The organism is Flavobacterium denitrificans DSM 15936, assembly GCF_000425445.1.
GTDB lineage: Bacteria > Bacteroidota > Bacteroidia > Flavobacteriales > Flavobacteriaceae > Flavobacterium > Flavobacterium denitrificans.
In genome coordinates this window covers 15,773-35,578 of record NZ_KE384377.1, presented here as the reverse complement: position 1 = coordinate 35,578, position 19,806 = coordinate 15,773, and the positions used below count along the sequence as shown (strand labels likewise).

The window sequence follows — 19,806 nt, the reverse complement described above, 5'->3', positions numbered from 1 at the left end:
ACACATAACGTATTGTAGAGACGCACGGCAGTGCGTCTACACAAAGAGAATCCGTAATATAGTAAAATACCAAACGAAAGACGCACTGCTGTGCGCCTCTACAATACGTGCGTCAGATTATTACTCAAAACTGGAATTACAAATTTTATTACCAAAAAACGTAATAATTAAAAATATTACCAAAAAATGTAATAACAAATTTTATTCCTTATATTTGTAATAGAAAGTTTATATTTTTTTAATTATATTTGATTATGACTAGTGTAATTACAGGTGATATTATTGGTTCAAGACAGCAGAAATCAAATCATTGGGTTGATGATTTAAAAAGAATTCTGAATCCACTTGGCATCACGCCAAAACAGTGGGAAGTCTACCGAGGGGACGAATTTCAAATTGAAGTCAAAAATCCCGAAGAAGCTTTATTGACTGCTATTTTAGTAAAAGCACATTTACGTGCCATAAAATCGGATGCTCGCATGAGTATTGGTTTTGGAGATAAAACGCATAGTGCCGAAAGAATTTCCGAAAGCAATGGCTCAGCTTTTATACATTCAGGAGAACTTTTTGAGACTTTAAAAAAACAGAAAGTAACGCTGGCTATACGAACCGGCAATACAAACTTTGATGAAAAAATGAATTTGATGTTGCAATTGGCCTTGACTTTTATGGATAGTTGGCTAGTTCAATCAGCAGAGTTTGTTGCGTTGGCAATTGAAAATCCAAGTTTATCTCAGGAGGAACTCGGACAAAAATTAGGAATCAATCAAGCTGCTGTGAGCCGAAGACAAAAACGTGCGCAATTTGATTTAGTCCTAAATTTAGATCGATATTTTAGAACACAAATAAAACAACTTGCCTCATGATTTTATTCGTAAAACTTCTTTTAGCACATTTATTAGGCGATTTTATCTGGCAACCTAATTCATGGGTTGCTGACAAAGAAATAAAAAAACATAAAAGCATTTACTTATATGCTCATATTATCCTCCATGGAGTTTTGGCAGCAATTCTCGTTGGAGAAATCTACTTTATCCCTTATGCTATTTTGATTGCTATAACCCACGGCATTATTGATTTGATCAAACTGAATTTCCAAAAAAACAAAACAAAACGCACATGGTTTGTTGTCGATCAAATCGTACATATTTTGATTTTAATTGCTGTTGTACTTCTTTATGAAAACAAAAACATCATTTATTTTTGGCAGAATAATGAATTTTGGATTTTGCTTACCGGTTTTTTATTGGCAACAAAACCTACCTCAATTTTCATCAAAACTATTATTTCAATCTGGAGTCCGGAAAGTCAAAATAGTCATCAAGATAATTCACTTGCCAATGCAGGAAATTACATTGGCATTTTAGAGCGTTTATTAATAATCTGCTTTATTTTGACAAGCCATTTTGAAGCAATAGGATTTCTATTGGCTGCAAAATCTATTTTTAGATTCGGAGATCTAAAAGAAGCCAAAGACAGAAAACTTACTGAATATGTAATGATAGGAACTTTAATCAGTTTCGGGATTGCAATCGTTTCTGGACTTATCATCCAGGCACTTCTTTTACGATTGTCCTAAAACTCTTTTGTTGATTGCTTTTATCAGCGCTGGACCTTCATAAATAAAGCCCGTATACAATTGCACCAAACTTGCACCTGCATTTAGTTTTTCGATTGCATCATTGGCAGAATGAATTCCTCCTACTCCAATAATTGGGAATGCTTTATTGCTTTTTTCCGAAAGAAAACGAATCACTTCTGTAGAACGTTTCGTCAATGGTTTTCCTGATAAACCTCCAGTTTCAGATTGATTTGCAGATTGCAGACCTTCTCTAGAAATAGTAGTATTTGTAGCAATTACACCCGCAATTTGAGTCGTTTTTACAATATCTATAATATCTAATAATTGCTCGTCTGTTAAGTCTGGAGCAATTTTTAAAAGAATTGGTTTTACTTTTTGAGTGCTTGTTTTTTGCTTTTCAACGTTTCTATCTTGCAAGGTCTGCAATAAAGCCGTTAAAGGTTCTTTATCTTGAAGCGCTCTTAAATTTGGCGTATTTGGTGAACTCACATTCACTACAAAATAATCAACATGATCAAACAAGGTGTCAAAGCAAATGATATAGTCTTTAACCGCATCATCATTGTCTGTCACTTTGTTTTTCCCGATATTTCCTCCAATTAAAACGCCTGAATTTTTCTTTAAACGTTCAACAGCTTCTAGAACACCGCCATTGTTAAATCCCATTCGGTTAATAATCGCCTGATCTTCTTTTAAGCGAAATAGACGTTTTTTAGGATTTCCTTCTTGACCAACCGGAGTCACAGTTCCAATTTCAATAAAACCAAAACCAAAATCTCCAAGTTCTTTATACAACTTGGCATCTTTGTCAAAACCTGCTGCTAGTCCAACTGGATTTTTGAATTTGATTCCAAAAACTTCCCTTTCTAATCGAGCATCTTTTACCTCATAGATCGCTCTTATAATTGATGAAACTCCCGGAATTTTTGAAATGAATTTAACGAATGAAAAAGTAAAGTAATGCACTTCTTCAGGATCAAACCAAAAAAGTATCGGACGGATTATCAATTTATACATAAGAATTTTGTTGTGTTGTTTTCGGTTGCAAATTTAAATATTATAGTTGAAAAAGGTGCTTTTTTTTGCAAAAACAAATACTTTCAATTTTGTTCGATTCTTCAAAATCTGTTCAAAAGATTTTAAAATTAAAACTTCTCGTTTTCGTTTCAAACATATAAAAAACTTCTTTTTTGATGTTGCAAATTATAAAATGAAACATGTTCTCATCTCTGAACAAAATGTTTAAACTATATATTCTCTAAATTTGAGTTGCTTAAGTTCAAATTGCATTAAATGATCTTTTTTCACAAATTTATTGAGCGCATGCAGAATACAAACAAAACATTGAACATCTATAGAAGCATTTTTTTTTTCTTGCTAATATTAATTAGCCTAAAAAGTCGCGCGCAGCAAGAAAAAGACACCACCAAATTAATGAATGTCCGCTATGGCAGTAAAGGAATTGAATTGGAAACCCGAGACAAAAAATTCTTATTTCAATTGGCAAGCCGCCTGCAGTTCCGCTTTTCAACACCAAATGACACAGACCCTTTGACTTATGATGATTATAGCCAAGATGCTAAAACAACTTTCAAAATAAATCGTGCCAGATTAAAAGTCGGCGGTCACGCTTTTGAACCTTGGCTTAAGTATTATTGGGAATATGAATTAAGCCAGTCCAATTTATTGGATTTCAGAATTATGATTGAAAAATGGGATTGGTTGAGTTTTAAAGTTGGACAATGGAAGACAGAATTTACTCGTGAACGTTTTATTAGCAGCGGTGAACAACAAATGGTAGATCGATCCTTAATTAACCGACCTTTTACGGTCGACAGACAATTAGGAGTTGAAGTTTACGGTCATTTAAAAGGAGCCGGGATTGCCGATTTTAATTATTGGGCAGCAGCCCTAACAGGAACCGGGCGAGGAAGCACTTCCAACGACGATAATCATTTAATGTATTTTGGAAGAGCACAATGGAACTTCTTAGGAAGATCTCTTGAATTTGAAGGCTGTGATTTGGAATTTCACGAAAAGCTAACGCCGATTATAGCATTTTCAGCCGTAACTAACCGAAGCCCTTACACCCGCTTTTCACAAGCTGGTGGAGGCTCTTTAGACGGATTTGAAAATGGACTTCCTGGACAATACAGAGTCAACCAATGGAACTTTGAAACCGCTTTTATGTATCGTGGATTTTCATGGCAGAGCGAATTGCACAACAAAGAAATCATTGACAAAATCAATAATGACGATGCCACTATTATGAAAGGATACTATGTTCAAGCAGGCTACTTTTTTCATAACGCATTTGACTGGTGGCCACAACATTTAGAAATGGCAGGACGTCATGCCGCTTATAGACCTGATAATTCGATTAGAGAAAATAGACAAGAAGAAACAACTATTGCATTCAACTGGTTTTTTAAAGGACATAAAAACAAATTGACTTCAGAGGTAAGTTATTTTAGTTTTCAGGACAAGACACTGCCTTTGGAACAAGGATGGCGATTTAGGATTCAATGGGATATATCCTTGTAAAGAAAAGCCTTAATTCATTAGTTAAATTTTACAGGGAAAATCTTTTTTTTAATAACTTTATAAAAATAAAACTCTGAAAATGAAAAATATAACAACAGCAATTAGAAAAACAGCAATACTATGTTTTGCTGGATCACTTTTTTTGATTTCGTTTGACAGTTTTGCACAGCGTGGCCGTGGCGGTTTTCATGGAGCAGGTGGAGGAGGAGGAGGTTTTCACGGTGGCGGTGCAACTAGACAAGCAAGACCTGCCAGAGAAGCAAGACCTGCAACACAATCGAGACCTACTGTAAATAGACCTTCCCATACTACAAGACCGGGCGCTAATAATGGTGGTACGAGAATTAATCCTTCGACACATAATAACAATATCCGCAATAATGGAACTGTAAACAACAGAAACAACAACACTAACCGGATTAATAATTCTGGCAACAGAAATACTAATATCAGTGGCAATACAGTAAACAGAAACAGAAACAATGTTAATATCAATGTCAACAACAGTGTACATGTTCGCAACAATCGTAACACGGTAGTACGTCCAGGCGTAAGACCTTATGTTCGTCCTCCATATGTATATGGCGGCTACAGATACAATTGTTATCATCCTTATTTCCCACGCCCTTATGTACCTTTTTATTGGGGGCCCGTTTGGCATCCATGGGGATTTTTTGTAGCAACATTGGCAACTACAGCAATAATTGTTTCAGTCGAAAACCAAAAATATCATTATGATCAAGGAGTTTGGTACACCTCTACAAGCGGAGGCTATACAGCTGTTACCGCTCCAGTTGGAGGCACTGTAAACAATATTCCTAGCGGAGCAGAAACCGTCAATACAGGAACTGTAAACAATTACTATTACGGAGGAACTTACTATGAAAAAGACGGAGGTAAATATACTGTTGTCGCACCAACTGCCGGCACAATTGTAGAGAATTTACCGGAAGGTGGTGAAGAAGTAACAATTGGAGACGCAAAGTATGTGAAATTTGGTGAGACTTACTATCAACCCGTACAAATTGATGGTAAAAATAAATATGAAGTTGTTTCGGTTGAAAAAGAAGGCTAAAAATAAAATAATCTATAAATTCTATAAAATAAATAGACTATTATAATCTTATTTTATAATTTTATCATCCAATTAACAACCACTATATATTAAAAACTATTATAATGAAAAATAAAACCTATTGGATATTTGCATTGCTGACTATTTCAATTATTTCAATTGCTTATGGATACACCAAAATAGTTGTTCCAAATAAAGAAAAAACAGAAGCAATGGCTTGTGCAGAAACTCCAAATACCACAGAAGCATCTGCATTTAAGCCAACTATTGAGAACAAAAACAAACCTGCTGGAAAAGCACCAAAAGGAATGGTCTGGATTCCGGGTGGCGAATTTTCAATGGGATCAAATGTTGAAGATGAAAGCTTATGTAGCATAAAAGGTGTTACAAAAGACGCCGCTCCTATTCACCGTGTGTATGTTGATGGTTATTATATGGATCAAACTGAGGTGACAAACGAAGAATATGAAAAGTTTGTAAAAGCAACAGGATATATTACAGTAGCAGAACAAAAACCAACAAAAGAGGAATTTCCAACTGCTAATGAAGAGGATTTAGTAACTGGATCAGTAATTTTCACTCCAACTCCAAGTGCCGTAAATTTGAATAATTTCCTTCAATGGTGGCGTTACGAACCCAATACAGATTGGAGACATCCTGAAGGACCGCAAAGCTCTATAAAAGGAAGAGAAAAATATCCTGTTGTGCATATCGCTTACGAAGATGCCGAAGCTTATGCAAAATGGGCCGGAAAAAGACTTCCAACTGAAGCGGAATGGGAATTTGCCGCTAGAGGTGGAAAAACCGGAAACCTTTATGCTTGGGGAAATTCATTGAAACCTAACGGAAAATTCCAAGCGAATATTTATCAAGGGCATTTCCCTATTAAAGATGGCGATACAGGCGAGGACGGTTTTAAAGGAATTGCGCCAACCGCACAATATGCTCCAAATGGATACGGCTTATATGATATGGCAGGAAATGTTTGGGAATGGGTGAACGATTGGTACAGCGTTGATTATTACAAAACTCTTGCTGAAAACGGAGGAATAACCAAAAATCCTCAAGGGCCTGATGCTTACAATGATCCTCAAGATCCAACTCAAATCAAAAAAGTCCATCGAGGCGGATCATTTTTGTGCACAGATCAGTATTGCACCCGCTATATGGTCGGAACTCGAGGAAAAGGCGAAATCCGATCTGCAGCGAATCATCTTGGTTTTAGATGCGTAAAAAGCAAATAACAACAATATTAAAAAGGGATTTATAAAATTTATGAATCCCTTTTTTTATTCCTCAACTGCAAATAAAATTTTAAAATCATACCATTGAAAAATTTTTATATTTGCTAAAAAAACAAAAAAATGCAACATATCATAGATCGTTTTATCAGTTATGTAACAATTGATACCGAATCGGATCCAAATTCACAAACAACTCCAAGTACAGAAAAGCAATGGAATCTTGCCAATAAATTAGTCGAAGAACTGAAATCCATTGGAATGCAAGAGGTTACAATTGACGATAAAGCTTATATCATGGCCACTTTGCCTAGCAATGTTGAGCATGAAGTTCCTACAATTGGTTTTGTTTCTCATTTTGATACATCGCCAGATTTTAGCGGAGCGAATGTAAAACCACAGATTGTTGAAAATTACGACGGAAAAGATATTGTTCTGAATACAGAAAAAAACATCATTTTATCTCCAAATTATTTCAAAGACCTATTATTATATAAAGGCCAAACCATCATTACAACCGATGGAACAACTTTGTTAGGCGCCGATGATAAAGCTGGAATTACCGAAATCGTTTCAGCAATGGAATATCTAATTCAGCATCCAGAAATCAAACATGGAAAAATCAGAATTGGGTTTACTCCAGACGAAGAAATTGGTCGTGGTGCGCATCATTTTGATGTTGAAAAATTTGGTGCACAATGGGCTTATACAATGGATGGAAGTCAAATTGGCGAACTAGAATACGAAAATTTCAATGCCGCTGGAGCTAAGATTACTTTCAAAGGAAAAAGTGTTCATCCGGGTTATGCTAAAGGAAAAATGATCAATTCAATGCTTTTGGCAAACGAATTTATCAACGAACTTCCTGCAGGAGAAACACCTCAGGAAACTAAAGGCTATGAAGGATTTTTTCACGTTCATCATATAAAAGGAAATATTGAAGAAACTGTTTTGGAACTGATTATTCGTGATCACAACAAAAAGAAATTCGAAAAACGAAAAGAGCTTATTTTCAAAATTGCAAAAAACTTCAATAAAAAATATGCCAAAAAATTCGGTGAAGATATTGTAATTCCAGTTGTAAAAGATCAATATTACAATATGAAAGAAAAGGTTTTGCCTGTAAAATATATTGTTGATATTGCAGAAAAAGCAATGAGAGAATTAAACATAAAACCGATCATCAAACCTATTCGTGGCGGAACTGACGGATCGCAATTATCCTTTATGGGATTGCCTTGTCCGAATATTTTTGCTGGAGGACATAATTTCCACGGAAAATATGAATATGTTCCTGCAGAAAGCATTCAAAAAGCTACTGATGTAATTGTAAAAATTGCTGAGCTAACTGCAATTCCAGGGATTTTTGACCAATCTGAAAATTCTAAAAAAAGAAAATAATTGGAAACGAAATCTGAAAATAAAGGCATGTGGAAATATGGCGGACAATGGGAAGAAGAATTGATTCTCCTTAAAGCCATTATTGACAAAACAGAACTGACTGAAACCACAAAATGGGGAGGTTGTGTGTATGTTTATGACAAAAAAAACGTCGTTGGAATTGGAGGATTTAAAGATTATTTTGCCTTATGGTTTTTTAATGGCGTTTTCTTAAAAGACGAAAAAAAGAAACTCATAAACGCTCAGGAAGAAGTAACAAAATCTTTGAGACAATGGCGATTTTCTTCAAAAGAAGAAATAGACGAAACAGTCATTTTGGAATACATAAAAGAAGCCATCGAAAACGAAAAACAGGGAAAAGTTATAAAACCTTCTAAAAAAGAAGCCATTGTGTCTGAACTTTTGAACAAAGAAATGACTCAGAATCCAGCTTTAAAAGAAGCTTTTGAGAAGTTTTCTCCTTATAAGCAATATGAGTTCTTGGAATACATTGAAACGGCTAAACAAGAAAAAACCAAAATCTCGCGAATCGAAAAAGTGCTTCCGATGATTTTGGCAAATGTTGGATTGAATGATAAATACAGGTAAGTTCTAGAAATTCATCCCGATAGCTATCGGGACCAAATTCCAATTAAAAACATAGACCTTTGTCAAAGTTTTAAACTTTGACAAAGGTTTTTTTTGTAAAGAAAAATGCAATATAACCTTAAACATAGTTCGTGGTTTCAACCACGAGAGCACAATATTAGGATTATGTTTAATCCATAACGTTTCCCGTGGTTGAAACCACGGGCTATGTTTTTCTATACGATCACTTTTAAATCTTTGCCAAAATTATCAAAACAAAAAAATCCCAAACTCCTTTTGGAATTTGGGATTTAAAATATTTTAATTTAAAAAATTAAGCTTTTTTGTTCAATGCAGCGGTCATTTCCAAAGAAATAGCTGAACGCTCTAATTTTAATTTTCCAGACATTGTTTCAATAACAACAGTAGTTTCTGCTAATTCAGCAATTTTACCGTGGAAACCACTTTTTGTTACTATCTTATCACCTACTTTAAGGCCACTTTCAAATTCTTTTTCATTTTTTACTCTTTTCTGCTGTGGTCTGATCATAAAGAAATAAAGCACCACAAACATTAATAAATAGGGAGCAAATTTTAATAAATCTTGCATAGTTATTGTTTTTGTTATTAATATTATTTTTTTGAATGTATTCGAAATATTACATCAATCCTCTTCCCACTTTAACCATTTTTTTATTGGCTTCAAGCTCTTTTACAAGATTATCTAAAATTCCGTTGATAAAAATACTGCTTTTTGGTGTAGAATATTCTTTTGCAATTTCTAAATATTCGTTAAGAGTTACTTTTACAGGAATTGATGGGAATTTTAAAAATTCGCAAATTGCCATTTTTAAAATAATCGTATCAATTTCTGCAATACGTTCGCTGTCCCAGTTTGGCGTTTTGTCATCATATTCTTTTGCCAAAACAGCTTCATTCAAAACTGTACGTCTGAACAAGTCTTTTGCAAAATCCTTGTCTTCAACATCTTTATACAATTTCGGAACTCTGAAAGCATCTGGATCTTCTGTTTTGATTGCTTTTAATTGCTTAACAATATGAGTGTTTACCACAGGAATATCATCAACCCAAGTTAATTTATCATCTTCCAGATATTCGTATAATTTTTCATTTGGAACAATAACATTTTCAAACAAATCAATAATAAATTGTCTGTCTTCTTCAAATGTATTCACATTGTTCTTCATGTAATTTTTGTAAATATCGCTAGCTTTAACATCATTTAAAAGCAAAATGATATAATCATCGTTTAAAGACCAATTGTTGATTTTACGAGTTTCTAAAGCTATACTAAGCGAATTGCTTTCGGCAAGAAGTTGAAAAATTTTGTTCTTGATAAATTTTTCATTCGGATTACGTTCTGCTGCAGTTGCAAGGTGTTTTTTGCTTGATAAATGCAGGAATACTGATTCTTTTTTGCAAATTTCAATCAATGAAGAAAGCATTATAAGATATAAGTCCTGAATATTATCTATGCTGTAAAAAAGAAATTTTTCTTCTTTTTCCATATTATCAGAACCGCTTTGATGCATTGCATAAATGGATTGCATTACTTTAACGCGTATGTGTCTTCTATTTACCACCTTGTAAGAACTTTTAAAAATTAGTCTGCAAAATTAGGAATTTCAATCCTTATATTAAAATTAATTCGTAAAAAAGTCGCGGTTTTCAGTCGCAGTTTTCAGTTTAATTCAAAAATTTAGTCGCAGTATTCAGTCTCAGTATTGAGTATTCAGTCTTTAGTCTTAGTCTTTAGTCTTTAGTCTTAGTCTTAGTCTTAGTCTTAGTCTTAGTCTTAGTCTTAGTCTTAATCTCAGTCTACTATCCCAATAAAACTAGAAACTGTGACCGAATACTGCGACTGAAAACTAAAAAAAAATCCCAGTTTCCAGATAATCTGAAAACTGAGACTGAGACTGCAAACTAAAAAATTACTTTTTAGCGTTTTCTAATTTTCTTGTGTCAATACGGTTTTGAGCAATTGTAAGCGCCGCTTTATGCGTTGTAATTCCGTTTTTCACAGCATAATCGATAATTTCTAAAGTAGTGTTATAGATATTCTCTGTTTTAGCCATGATCTCAGCTTTACCATAGTTTGCTAATTCCGCATAAACATTGATGATTCCTCCAGCGTTGATCAAGAAATCAGGAGCGTATAAAATTCCTCTTTCTTGCAATCTTGCTCCGTGAACATTCTCATCGGCTAATTGATTGTTGGCAGCACCAGCAATAACTTTAGCTTTAATTTTGTTTACTGTATTATCATTGATTGTTGCTCCCATCGCACACGGCGCATAGATATCAACATCAGCAGTATATAAATCTTCTCCAGTATAAATTGTTGCGTTATATTTTGAAGCTACTTGATATAACTTTTCTTCGTTGATATCCGTAATAGTAACTTGCGCACCTTCTTTAGTCAAATATTCAACTAAAGTTTCACCAACATGCCCAATCCCCTGAACCAAAACTTTTTTGCCATCTAAAACATCAGAACCAAACTGGCTTTTAGCAGCTGCTTTCATACCCAAATAAACGCCATAAGCTGTAACAGGAGAAGGGTTTCCAGACCCACCTCTTTCTTCAGAAATCCCTGTAACATAAGGCGTAACGTCTCTTACAGTGTCCATGTCTTTTGTTTCCATTCCAACATCTTCAGCGGTAATATATCTTCCGCTTAGAGAGTGAACAAATTCTCCAAACTTGCGCATCAACTCAGGCGTTTTTTGCGTTTTAGCATCACCAATAATAACCGCTTTTCCACCACCAATATTAAGTCCGGTAATGGCAGATTTATAAGTCATCCCTCTTGAAAGACGTAAAACATCGTTTAAAGCCTCCCACTCGGTGTTATAATTCCACATTCTAGTTCCTCCCAAAGCTGGCCCCATAACCGAATTATGAATACCAATAATTGCTTTTAAACCTGTATCTTTGTCATTGCAAAATACAATTTGTTCGTGATCGTCAAAAGATAATTGACCAAAAACAGGATCCATTTTTTGAAGTTCCTTTCCAGTTGCGAAAGTTGCATCCATAGCGCTAGTATTAATTAGTTAAAATTATGAATTTGTCAAAAAGACTTCTCAAACATAATTAAAAAATACACATGTGCTAATTTTTTATCTATAAAATAACAATTTTACAATATAATTGTTTTGATTTAATTGCAAATTATTATAATTTTAATTAATGATAATTCATAATTTTAAATCAATTCAATATCACATTTCTTAAAAAAATGAAAGAATTAAGCTATTTAAACAAATATTTCATCAAATATAAATTCAGTTTTTCCTTCGGTATTTTAATCACCATAATCGCACAAATATTCTTTTTATTTACACCAAAATTGGTCAGTCATTCATTTGATGTTATTGAAAGGTTTTTAAAACTATCAGAAGCAGATCAAAATTCTACGATAATCAGAGATTTTTACAAAGCTGATTTAATTCATAATGTACTGTTAATCATCGGAAGCGCCATTGTTGCTGGTTTCTTGACCTTTTTAATGCGCCAAACATTGATTGTAATGTCTCGTCATATCGAATTTGATTTGAAAAATGAGGTTTTTAAGCAATACGAAATTCTTTCACAGAATTTCTACAAACAAAACCGAACTGGAGACTTAATGAACAGAATTTCTGAAGATGTTTCAAAAGTCAGAATGTATGTAGGACCTGCCGTTATGTACTCAATCAATACATTTATACGTTTTGCCATTGTTATTATATATATGTATAATGTTTCGCCTTTGCTGACATTATATACGATTCTTCCATTGCCTATTCTGTCGTATTGTATTTTTAAATTGAGTTCTGAAATCAATAAGCGAAGCACAACATTTCAGCAATACTTATCTAAAGTCTCCAGTTTTACACAGGAAATATTCTCAGGAATTCGTGTTATAAAAGCCTATTCATTAGAAAATCAGCATCAAAACAATATGATTGATCTTGCTGATGAAAGCAAAAAGAAAAGTTTGGATTTAGCCAAAGTACAATCGCTTTTTGGGCCGTTGATGATTGCACTGATCGGAATCAGTAATTTGGTCGTGATTTATTTTGGAGGCGTTATGTACATTAACGGAAGCATTCCGAATATTGGAACTATTGCCGAATTTATTTTATACGTAAACATGCTGACTTGGCCAGTTGCCTCTTTGGGCTGGGTTTCATCAATGGTTCAAGAAGCCGAAGCATCTCAAAAACGTTTGAATGAATTTTTGAAATTGGAGCCAGAAATCAAAAACAACAATCCAAATTCATCTGAAATTCAGGGCTCAATTGCTTTCGAAAATGTAAGCTACACCTATGAAGATACTAATATCGAAGCTTTAAAAAATGTAACTTTTTCAGTTAAAAATGGAGAAACATTAGCCATTTTAGGAAAAACGGGATCCGGAAAATCAACAATTTTATCTCTAATTTCTCGCCTATATGATGTTACTGAAGGTCGAATCATCATTGATGGAAATGAAATTAGCACGTTGAACTTGAATGATTTGAGAAATAATATTGGAATCGTGCCTCAAGATGCTTTTTTATTCTCAGATACTATCAAAAACAACATCAAATTCGGCAATGAAAACGCTACCGATGAAGAGGTTATTGAAGCAGCGAAAAATGCAGTCGTTCACGATAATATTGTGGCATTCAATAAACAATACGACACTATTTTGGGCGAAAGAGGCATTACACTTTCTGGCGGGCAAAAACAGCGTGTGTCAATTGCAAGGGCAATAATTAAAAATCCTGCCATTTTACTTTTTGACGATTGCCTTTCTGCAGTCGATACCGAAACCGAAGAAACAATTTTAAATAATCTATTTGAATTTTGTAAAAATAAAACTACAATTATTGTAAGCCACCGCGTTTCGTCAGCTAAAAATGCCGACAAGATTATCATTTTAGAAGATGGCAAGATAATTCAACAAGGTTCTCATAATCAATTAATAAATCAAGACGGCTATTATTCATCGTTATATTTAAAACAACTTTCGGAAAAAGAATTACTTTAATTGTTGTGTAATAGATAATTTTTTATGATTTTTGAGTACTATTAATTCCAAAAAATGATAGAACGTATTATGAGAGAAAATGACATGTTAGAAAAAGAAGAGATTTTTTCTAAAGTATTACGAGCAGGAAGAAGAACTTATTTCTTTGATGTGAGAGCTACAAAAGCTGATGATTATTATATCACAATTACCGAAAGTAAAAAATTCACTGAAGAAGATGGTTCTTTTCATTTTAAAAAACACAAAATTTACTTATACAAAGAAGATTTTAGTGCTTTTGCTGAAATACTAGAGGAAATGACTTCATACGTCTTGAACCACAAAGGCGAAGAGGTAATCTCTGAAAGACACCAAAAAGATTTTAAAAAAGAATACAGTTCTGATAAAGCTGAAACACAAAGATCTAGCTTTACTGATATTGATTTTGACGATATTTAGTCTCCATATAACTTTTTAGAAAAGTACGAGTCCAATTTGTATAGCATTTTGGACTTTTTTTATATATTTATTTTTGAGATGTGAATTGTAAAATGTGAGACGTACGATTTAGACATCTTCAATTTCCATAAAATACATTTTACATTAAACATTTTACATTCGACAAAAAATGAAAAAATTACTTTCCTTACTCGCTTTTGTTTTCATCAGTTTTACAGCATTTTCACAAAAACTGGATTATGAGACCAAAACAAATATTCAATATTACAACGCAACAGCAAATAAAGCTGACAGCTATATTAACGAAAGATGTGTTTTAGATATTTATTATCCTAAAAACAGCAAAGGTTTTGCAACCATAGTTTGGTTTCATGGCGGCGGATTAACAGGCGGAAGCAAAGAAATTCCTGAAGCATTAAAAAATAAAGGTTTTGCAATAATTGGTGTAAATTACAGACTTTCGCCAAAAGTAAGAGCAGAAAAATGCATTGAAGATGCAGCAGCGGCCGTAAGCTGGGCTTTTAACAACATTAGTAATTACGGTGGTGATGCGTCACAAATTTTTGTCTCTGGACATTCAGCTGGAGCTTATTTAACAGCAATGATTGGTTTAGACAAAAAATGGCTTCAAAAAGAAGGAATTGATGCAAACAAAATCGCCGGACTTGTTCCGTTTAGTTCGCAATGCATCACGCATTTTGAAATTAGAAGACAAAACGGAATTCCAGAAAAACAGCCTACAATCGATGAATATGCGCCTTTATATCATGTCCGCGCGGATGCTCCACCGCTTTTATTAATTACTGGTGATCGCGAATTAGAAATGCTAGGACGCTATGAAGAAAACGCTTATATGGCAAGAATGATGAAACTTGTGGGCCATACGCAAACAAAACTTTATGAATTAGACGGTTATGGACACGGAATGACAGAACCTGGTTTTCCGTTGCTTGTCAATGAAGTAAACCGCATTTTAAAAGAAAAACAGACTAAAAAATAACAACAAAAATCCACGGCAATGGACACACAACTATTAATTCTACCAGGACTCGGAGATTCTGGTGAAAAACACTGGCAGACTTTTTGGCACAAAAAATTCAAAAATTCAATTCGAATTGTACAAGATAATTGGGATCAACCTTTACGAGAAGATTGGATTTCCCGTTTAAATGAAGAAATTTCAAAACTAGAAAGTCCCACCGTTTTAGTTGCGCATAGTCTTGCTGTTTCTTTGGTTTTGCATTGGGCAGAACATAAGTCTAATAAAAATATTATTGGAGCACTTTTAGTAGCTCCTGCTGATGTTGATTCACCAGAACATACACCCGAAGAAGTTAGAAATTTTTCGCCAATGCCTCTTTACAAATTATCTTTTCCATCAATTGTTGTCGCAAGCGAAAATGATCCGTATGCATCATTTGAAAGAAAAAAATATTTTGCAGAAAAATGGGGAAGTGATTTTGTTAACGTTGGAAAACAAGGCCACATCAACTCTGATTCAGATTTGAAATATTGGGAAGAAGGACAGGATATTTTGCAGAAATTAATTGAGAAAATTTCCTAATTTTCAGTCGCAGTTTACAGTCTCAGTTTACAGTCCATAACTAAAAACTGAGACTGTAAACTGAGACTGAGACTAAAAACTAACCAATTCGAAGTCCATTCGGAATCTTAAAATCCGGGGCTAATAAAATAACATCTCCCTCCTCTCCGACTGCGCCAAGAACTAGACATTCACTCATAAATTTGCCGATTTGCTTTTTGGGAAAATTTACAACCGCAACGATTTGACGGTTTAGCAAATCTTCTTTTTTATAACGTTTTGTAATTTGTGCTGATGATTTTCTGATCCCGATTTCAGAACCAAAATCTATTGTTAATTGAAATGCTGGTTTTCTCGCTTCTGGAAAATCATTTACCTCAACAATTGTTCCTACACGCATATCGGTTCTCTCGAATTCATTCCAAGTTAAATCCATTTGAAATTGTTTTTTACAAACCTATAAATTTTGCAAGTAATACGGTTAATTCTATAACCTCTTTTTTTAAAACTCCTTTTAATTTAGTATTGAATTTTTCGAACTAATAACAAAAGAGATAAAATGGAAAATAATGTAATAAATATCAGCACTACTCTAAGAGAATCAGAAACTGATGTGCTTCACCAAAATACAGACAAATACATTGAAACTGCCCAAAATGTGAAACTATACGTTAAAGATTATGGAAAAGGAAACCCCGTAATTTTGATACACGGCTGGCCACTTTCTAATGAAATGTGGGAATATCAAATGAATTTTCTGATTCAGAATAACTACAGGGTTATTGCTTACGATCGTCGCGGTTTCGGGAAATCGTCGCAACCTTGGGATGGATATGACTATAATACCTTGACAGATGATTTGAATGCAATTATCATTCAACTTAAATTAGAAAATGTAACTCTTGTTGGTTTTTCAATGGGTGGTGGCGAAGTCGTTCGTTACTTTAGTCGCTACAAAGGGAAGAATGTTTCTAAAGCGGTTTTGATTTCGTCTATCGTCCCATTTTTATTAAAAACAGAAGACAATCCTGAAGGACGTCCAAAAGAAAAAAGCGAAGCAACCGCAGCAGCTATAAATGAAGACAGAATTGGTTTTCTGGATAACTTTGGCAGAATCTTTTTTGGTGTAAATATCATCAATAAACCGTTGAGCACACCACTTTTAGAATATTATAGAGATTTGTGTGCAATGGCTTCTCCGCGCGCAACTTTGCAATGTGCAGAATCGCTAAATACCACCGATTTTAGAGATGAACTTCAAACGATTAAGGTTCCAACCTTAATAATTCATGGAACGGATGATAAAAATGTACCAATCGAAGTTAGTTCTGAAAAAACAGCCAAAGCAATTGAAAACAATACTTTCATTATTTACGAAGGTGCACCTCATGGCTTGTTTTATACCGAAAAAGACAAGCTAAATAAAGATTTGCTTGAATTTTTGAATTCATAAAACAACTTTTGTCACTCCCGATAGTTATCGGGAGTGGCAAAAAAAAACCTTCACAGCAAAGACAACAATTTTTCTTGTGCGCTTTTATTTACAGAAATTTAAAGTTATTTTTGAAAACTAATTATCTGTAAAAATGGCACGAACTCCTTCAAATATGATTCCGCTTGGAACAATTGCTCCCGAATTTTATTTAAAAGACACCAATTCAAACAATACTTTTTCGTTTGAAGATTTAAGGGGTCCAAAAGGAACGCTTGTTATTTTTATGTGCAACCATTGCCCCTTTGTACTTCACGTCATAAAAGAAATTGTGATGATTGCAAATGATTACCGTGTTCAAGGATTAGGAATTGTTGCTATTTCAAGCAATGACATTGAAAAATATCCAGAAGATTCGCCAGAAAAGATGACCGAATTTGCTTTTAAAAACAAAATCGATTTCCCATATCTCTTTGATGAAACTCAAGAAATCGCAAAAGCTTATGATGCAACCTGCACGCCAGATTTCTTTTTATTTGACAGCCAAAACAAATTATTTTACAGAGGCCAGCTTGATGATTCAAGGCCAGGAAACGGAATCCCGTTAAGCGGAAGTGATTTAAGAAGCGCCATCGATGCTTTGATTTACAATAGAACTTTAAGCGAAATCCAAAAACCAAGTATCGGTTGCAACATCAAATGGAAATAGACATTCAAAAAAGTTTCTTATCTTTGTAAAACAAGCAAAAATACTCATTGTGAGCACTATATTAATATATACAGTTTCAGAATTATTGTTTTCTTCTACAAGAAAACCGCTTTCTGCTGTATTTATTTCACATAGCAAAGCCTTTATTAATTAGGCCTCCGTCTATTTCATTTCTTCTTTAGGGCGGAGGATTTACATTACTTTTTAAACATGATTTTATTTGGCAAAAGCAATTTTGGTCAGATATTTTTTTGTTTTTCCAAATCTAAAAGCATTTCTGAAATCAGTCTTCATCAAGACTCTAAAAACACTTTGCTTTTAAAGATCAAAAGAAGAAAAATCATTCAAAAAATACAATAATAATTCAAACAGATATGAAACCAACACCCACTTTTAGCAAATCAGAATATAACTTTCTGAGAGAATTAATTTTAAAAAGCAAAAATTCAACAAACACTAAAGAGGCCAATCAGTTGTCGCAGGAACTAGATCGTGCTGTCATTAGCAAAGAAAGTGACTTAGACCCCACGGTTATCAGAATTAATTCATTTGTGACAATTGAAGATGTAAAAGCTCAAAAACAAATGAAAATTCAAATTGTTTTACCATCTGCTGCCGATTTAAAACAATCAAAAATTTCAATTCTCGCACCTTTGAGTGTTGCTATTATTGGTTTTAAGAAAAATGACCAAGTAGATTGGGAATTGCCAGCCGGAATCAAAACTTTAAAAATAATTGCCGTTGACAATTCAGAAGTACACACTTCATAACTTTTTGAACACCTCATTTTTATGAAGGTGTTTTTTTATATCTGTCTGAAAACAAAAAAACTATTCAAATTGAATAGTTTTTTTGTTTTTATTCAATTGTAATATTACAATTGTGAATGAATATAGCTTGTTATCGAAGCCATATTAGTATCATCTAATTTTGCTTTTTTCTGCATGCGAACCAAAATTGGTTGCCACTCTTCTTTTGTAAATTTCGTTGGCTCGTACAATTTATGACACTTTGCACAGCTATTTTCATATAAGCTTTTACCAGCAGCAAGCTCTGGAGTCAATTCCTTTGCTTTTGCAGTTTCTGTAACTGCTGGAGTAGCAGACGCTTTTTTCGTACCGCATGATGCTACAAATAAAGCTAAAGCGGCTAAAGTTAATATTTTTGATTTCATTGCTTTGGTTTTGTTTTATTTTAAGTAAATATAAAAAAATCCCATATGCCGCGGCATATGGGATTACTATTTAAAACAATACTAAATTGCTCCTAAATTCTTATTTAACGTCCATTAATTCAACGTCAAAAATCAAAGTTGCGTGTGGTGGAATCACTCCTCCTGCACCTGATGGTCCATAAGCTAAGTCAGATGGAATTACAAAACGAGCTTTATCTCCAACCTGCAATAAAGCAATACCTTCGTCCCATCCTTCGATAACCTGTCCAATTCCTAATTTGAATTCGATTGGTTTTTTTCTTGGGTAAGATGAATCAAAAACTTTTCCGTTTTCTAAAGATCCTTCGTAGTGAACAGAAACTGTTTTTCCTGCTTCAGCTCTTTTCCCTTCTCCTTTTTGAATCATTTTATAACGTAAACCGCTTTCAGTTTTATCAAAACCAGCAGCTAATTGCTCCATTTTTGCTTCAGATTCTGCTTTTAAAGCCGCTTCTCTTTTCATACGAGCACCTTTCAAAGAAATGAAAGCTTCAATTGCATTCCATTTTTGAGCTTCTTCACCAACTCTGATAATTTCTAAAGTTTCCAAAGCATCACCTTGAGCAACTGCATCAACTACGTCTTGTCCTTCTACAACATGCCCAAAAACAGTGTGTTTTCCGTCTAACCAAGGAGTTGGAACGTGAGTAATGAAAAATTGCGAACCATTAGTTCCAGGACCAGAGTTTGCCATAGACAAAACTCCCGGACGATCGTGTTTTAAACTTGAAACGAACTCGTCGTCAAATTTATAACCTGGATCTCCAGTTCCAGTTCCTTTTGGGCAACCACCTTGAATCATAAAATCAGCTATTACTCTGTGAAAATTCAATCCGTCGTAGAATTTTTGCCCTTGAGGTTTCACTTTGTTTTCCATATTTCCTTCTGCAAGAGCCACAAAGTTTCCTACAGTTCCTGGCGTCAAATCGTGTGTCAATTTTACTAAAATCGAACCTTTGCTAGTATTGAATTTAGCGTATATTCCGTTTTCCATTGTTGTATTTTTTTTATTTGAATGCA

21 protein-coding genes are annotated in these 19,806 nt (G+C 34.0%); 14 read left to right on the top strand and 7 right to left on the bottom strand.

Features of this window, described 5'->3' with window-relative positions:
- Positions 1-254 precede the first annotated feature (254 nt).
- Complete coding sequence (locus H600_RS0111935; RefSeq protein ID WP_026728993.1) at positions 255-866, top strand: hypothetical protein; 612 nt, start codon at positions 255-257, stop codon at positions 864-866.
- Positions 863-1,579: a DUF3307 domain-containing protein gene (locus H600_RS0111930; protein ID WP_026728992.1), complete on the top strand. Its 717-nt coding sequence runs from the start codon at positions 863-865 to the stop codon at positions 1,577-1,579. The genes H600_RS0111935 and H600_RS0111930 overlap by 4 nt, the downstream gene beginning before the upstream one ends.
- On the opposite strand, the gene H600_RS0111925 is transcribed toward H600_RS0111930, so the two are convergent.
- Positions 1,565-2,599 (bottom strand): quinone-dependent dihydroorotate dehydrogenase, encoded by a 1,035-nt coding sequence (locus H600_RS0111925; protein WP_026728991.1) that lies wholly within the window; start codon positions 2,597-2,599, stop codon positions 1,565-1,567. The two genes, H600_RS0111930 and H600_RS0111925, sit on opposite strands and share 15 nt — an antisense overlap.
- A gap of 306 nt (positions 2,600-2,905) precedes the next feature.
- Here H600_RS0111925 and H600_RS0111915 point away from each other — a divergent pair, with 306 nt between their 5' ends.
- The 5 genes from H600_RS0111915 to H600_RS0111890 all read left to right on the top strand — a co-directional run bounded on the left by H600_RS0111915 (position 2,906) and on the right by H600_RS0111890 (position 8,431).
- Positions 2,906-4,126 (top strand): OprO/OprP family phosphate-selective porin, encoded by a 1,221-nt coding sequence (locus H600_RS0111915; protein ID WP_026728989.1) that lies wholly within the window; start codon positions 2,906-2,908, stop codon positions 4,124-4,126.
- Between the two features lie 79 nt (positions 4,127-4,205).
- On the top strand, positions 4,206-5,201 hold the full coding sequence (locus H600_RS0111910; protein WP_026728988.1) for a DUF6515 family protein: 996 nt from the start codon (positions 4,206-4,208) through the stop codon (positions 5,199-5,201).
- A 104-nt stretch (positions 5,202-5,305) separates the two neighbouring features.
- A complete protein-coding gene (locus H600_RS0111905; RefSeq protein WP_026728987.1) occupies positions 5,306-6,445 on the top strand; it encodes a formylglycine-generating enzyme family protein in 1,140 nt (379 codons plus the stop codon).
- Positions 6,446-6,565: 120 nt separating this feature from the next.
- Complete coding sequence (gene pepT, locus H600_RS0111895; RefSeq protein WP_026728986.1) at positions 6,566-7,843, top strand: peptidase T; 1,278 nt, start codon at positions 6,566-6,568, stop codon at positions 7,841-7,843.
- A complete protein-coding gene (locus tag H600_RS0111890; protein ID WP_084157383.1) occupies positions 7,844-8,431 on the top strand; it encodes a YdeI/OmpD-associated family protein in 588 nt (195 codons plus the stop codon).
- Between the two features lie 313 nt (positions 8,432-8,744).
- Here the strand turns inward: H600_RS0111890 and yajC are convergent, their stop codons facing one another.
- From yajC to H600_RS0111875, 3 genes are all read right to left on the bottom strand, one after another.
- A complete protein-coding gene (yajC, locus tag H600_RS0111885) occupies positions 8,745-9,020 on the bottom strand; it encodes a preprotein translocase subunit YajC (protein ID WP_026728984.1) in 276 nt (91 codons plus the stop codon).
- Between the two features lie 49 nt (positions 9,021-9,069).
- Positions 9,070-9,981, bottom strand: coding sequence for a transcription antitermination factor NusB (nusB, locus tag H600_RS0111880; protein WP_026728983.1), 912 nt, complete (start codon positions 9,979-9,981; stop codon positions 9,070-9,072).
- A gap of 381 nt (positions 9,982-10,362) precedes the next feature.
- Positions 10,363-11,469: a Glu/Leu/Phe/Val family dehydrogenase gene (locus H600_RS0111875; RefSeq protein ID WP_026728982.1), complete on the bottom strand. Its 1,107-nt coding sequence runs from the start codon at positions 11,467-11,469 to the stop codon at positions 10,363-10,365.
- A 203-nt stretch (positions 11,470-11,672) separates the two neighbouring features.
- On the opposite strand from H600_RS0111875, the gene H600_RS0111870 reads away from it, so the two are divergent.
- From H600_RS0111870 to H600_RS0111855, 4 genes are all read left to right on the top strand, one after another.
- Positions 11,673-13,451, top strand: a complete 1,779-nt coding sequence (locus H600_RS0111870) for an ABC transporter ATP-binding protein (RefSeq protein ID WP_026728981.1) — start codon at positions 11,673-11,675, stop codon at positions 13,449-13,451.
- A 69-nt stretch (positions 13,452-13,520) separates the two neighbouring features.
- On the top strand, positions 13,521-13,889 hold the full coding sequence (locus H600_RS0111865; RefSeq protein ID WP_026728980.1) for a PUR family DNA/RNA-binding protein: 369 nt from the start codon (positions 13,521-13,523) through the stop codon (positions 13,887-13,889).
- Positions 13,890-14,058: 169 nt separating this feature from the next.
- Positions 14,059-14,889 (top strand): alpha/beta hydrolase, encoded by an 831-nt coding sequence (locus H600_RS0111860; RefSeq protein WP_026728979.1) that lies wholly within the window; start codon positions 14,059-14,061, stop codon positions 14,887-14,889.
- A gap of 18 nt (positions 14,890-14,907) precedes the next feature.
- Positions 14,908-15,453, top strand: a complete 546-nt coding sequence (locus tag H600_RS0111855; protein WP_026728978.1) for an RBBP9/YdeN family alpha/beta hydrolase — start codon at positions 14,908-14,910, stop codon at positions 15,451-15,453.
- Positions 15,454-15,532: 79 nt separating this feature from the next.
- On the opposite strand, the gene H600_RS0111850 is transcribed toward H600_RS0111855, so the two are convergent.
- The gene (locus H600_RS0111850; RefSeq protein ID WP_026728977.1) at positions 15,533-15,868 is read right to left on the bottom strand and encodes a tRNA-binding protein; all 336 of its coding nucleotides are present in this window, start codon (positions 15,866-15,868) and stop codon (positions 15,533-15,535) included.
- A gap of 123 nt (positions 15,869-15,991) precedes the next feature.
- Between H600_RS0111850 and H600_RS0111845 the strand changes: the two genes are divergently transcribed.
- From H600_RS0111845 to H600_RS0111830, 3 genes are all read left to right on the top strand, one after another.
- Entirely contained in the window at positions 15,992-16,885 is an 894-nt protein-coding gene (locus tag H600_RS0111845; RefSeq protein ID WP_026728976.1) for an alpha/beta fold hydrolase, read from the top strand.
- A 133-nt stretch (positions 16,886-17,018) separates the two neighbouring features.
- A complete protein-coding gene (locus H600_RS0111840; RefSeq protein WP_026728975.1) occupies positions 17,019-17,573 on the top strand; it encodes a thioredoxin family protein in 555 nt (184 codons plus the stop codon).
- A 374-nt stretch (positions 17,574-17,947) separates the two neighbouring features.
- Positions 17,948-18,343 (top strand): GreA/GreB family elongation factor, encoded by a 396-nt coding sequence (locus H600_RS0111830; RefSeq protein ID WP_026728974.1) that lies wholly within the window; start codon positions 17,948-17,950, stop codon positions 18,341-18,343.
- Between the two features lie 104 nt (positions 18,344-18,447).
- Here H600_RS0111830 and H600_RS0111825 read toward each other — a convergent pair whose 3' ends face one another.
- Positions 18,448-18,747, bottom strand: a complete 300-nt coding sequence (locus tag H600_RS0111825; protein ID WP_026728973.1) for a cytochrome c — start codon at positions 18,745-18,747, stop codon at positions 18,448-18,450.
- Positions 18,748-18,847: 100 nt separating this feature from the next.
- Entirely contained in the window at positions 18,848-19,780 is a 933-nt protein-coding gene (locus H600_RS0111820; RefSeq protein ID WP_026728972.1) for a peptidylprolyl isomerase, read from the bottom strand.
- Between the last annotated feature and the right edge of the window lie 26 nt (positions 19,781-19,806).

Coding starts and splice junctions, on each gene's coding strand:
- H600_RS0111820 (WP_026728972.1), bottom strand. CDS start 19,780: ATGGAAAACGGAATATACGCTAAATTCAATACTAGCAAAGGTTCGATT.
- H600_RS0111905 (WP_026728987.1), top strand. CDS start 5,306: ATGAAAAATAAAACCTATTGGATATTTGCATTGCTGACTATTTCAATT.
- H600_RS0111845 (WP_026728976.1), top strand. CDS start 15,992: ATGGAAAATAATGTAATAAATATCAGCACTACTCTAAGAGAATCAGAA.
- H600_RS0111830 (WP_026728974.1), top strand. CDS start 17,948: ATGAAACCAACACCCACTTTTAGCAAATCAGAATATAACTTTCTGAGA.
- H600_RS0111825 (WP_026728973.1), bottom strand. CDS start 18,747: ATGAAATCAAAAATATTAACTTTAGCCGCTTTAGCTTTATTTGTAGCA.
- H600_RS0111875 (WP_026728982.1), bottom strand. CDS start 11,469: ATGGATGCAACTTTCGCAACTGGAAAGGAACTTCAAAAAATGGATCCT.
- H600_RS0111865 (WP_026728980.1), top strand. CDS start 13,521: ATGAGAGAAAATGACATGTTAGAAAAAGAAGAGATTTTTTCTAAAGTA.
- pepT (WP_026728986.1), top strand. CDS start 6,566: ATGCAACATATCATAGATCGTTTTATCAGTTATGTAACAATTGATACC.
- H600_RS0111930 (WP_026728992.1), top strand. CDS start 863: ATGATTTTATTCGTAAAACTTCTTTTAGCACATTTATTAGGCGATTTT.
- H600_RS0111870 (WP_026728981.1), top strand. CDS start 11,673: ATGAAAGAATTAAGCTATTTAAACAAATATTTCATCAAATATAAATTC.
- H600_RS0111840 (WP_026728975.1), top strand. CDS start 17,019: ATGGCACGAACTCCTTCAAATATGATTCCGCTTGGAACAATTGCTCCC.
- nusB (WP_026728983.1), bottom strand. CDS start 9,981: ATGCAATCCATTTATGCAATGCATCAAAGCGGTTCTGATAATATGGAA.
- H600_RS0111860 (WP_026728979.1), top strand. CDS start 14,059: ATGAAAAAATTACTTTCCTTACTCGCTTTTGTTTTCATCAGTTTTACA.
- H600_RS0111915 (WP_026728989.1), top strand. CDS start 2,906: ATGCAGAATACAAACAAAACATTGAACATCTATAGAAGCATTTTTTTT.
- yajC (WP_026728984.1), bottom strand. CDS start 9,020: ATGCAAGATTTATTAAAATTTGCTCCCTATTTATTAATGTTTGTGGTG.
- H600_RS0111935 (WP_026728993.1), top strand. CDS start 255: ATGACTAGTGTAATTACAGGTGATATTATTGGTTCAAGACAGCAGAAA.
- H600_RS0111925 (WP_026728991.1), bottom strand. CDS start 2,599: ATGTATAAATTGATAATCCGTCCGATACTTTTTTGGTTTGATCCTGAA.
- H600_RS0111855 (WP_026728978.1), top strand. CDS start 14,908: ATGGACACACAACTATTAATTCTACCAGGACTCGGAGATTCTGGTGAA.
- H600_RS0111910 (WP_026728988.1), top strand. CDS start 4,206: ATGAAAAATATAACAACAGCAATTAGAAAAACAGCAATACTATGTTTT.
- H600_RS0111850 (WP_026728977.1), bottom strand. CDS start 15,868: ATGGATTTAACTTGGAATGAATTCGAGAGAACCGATATGCGTGTAGGA.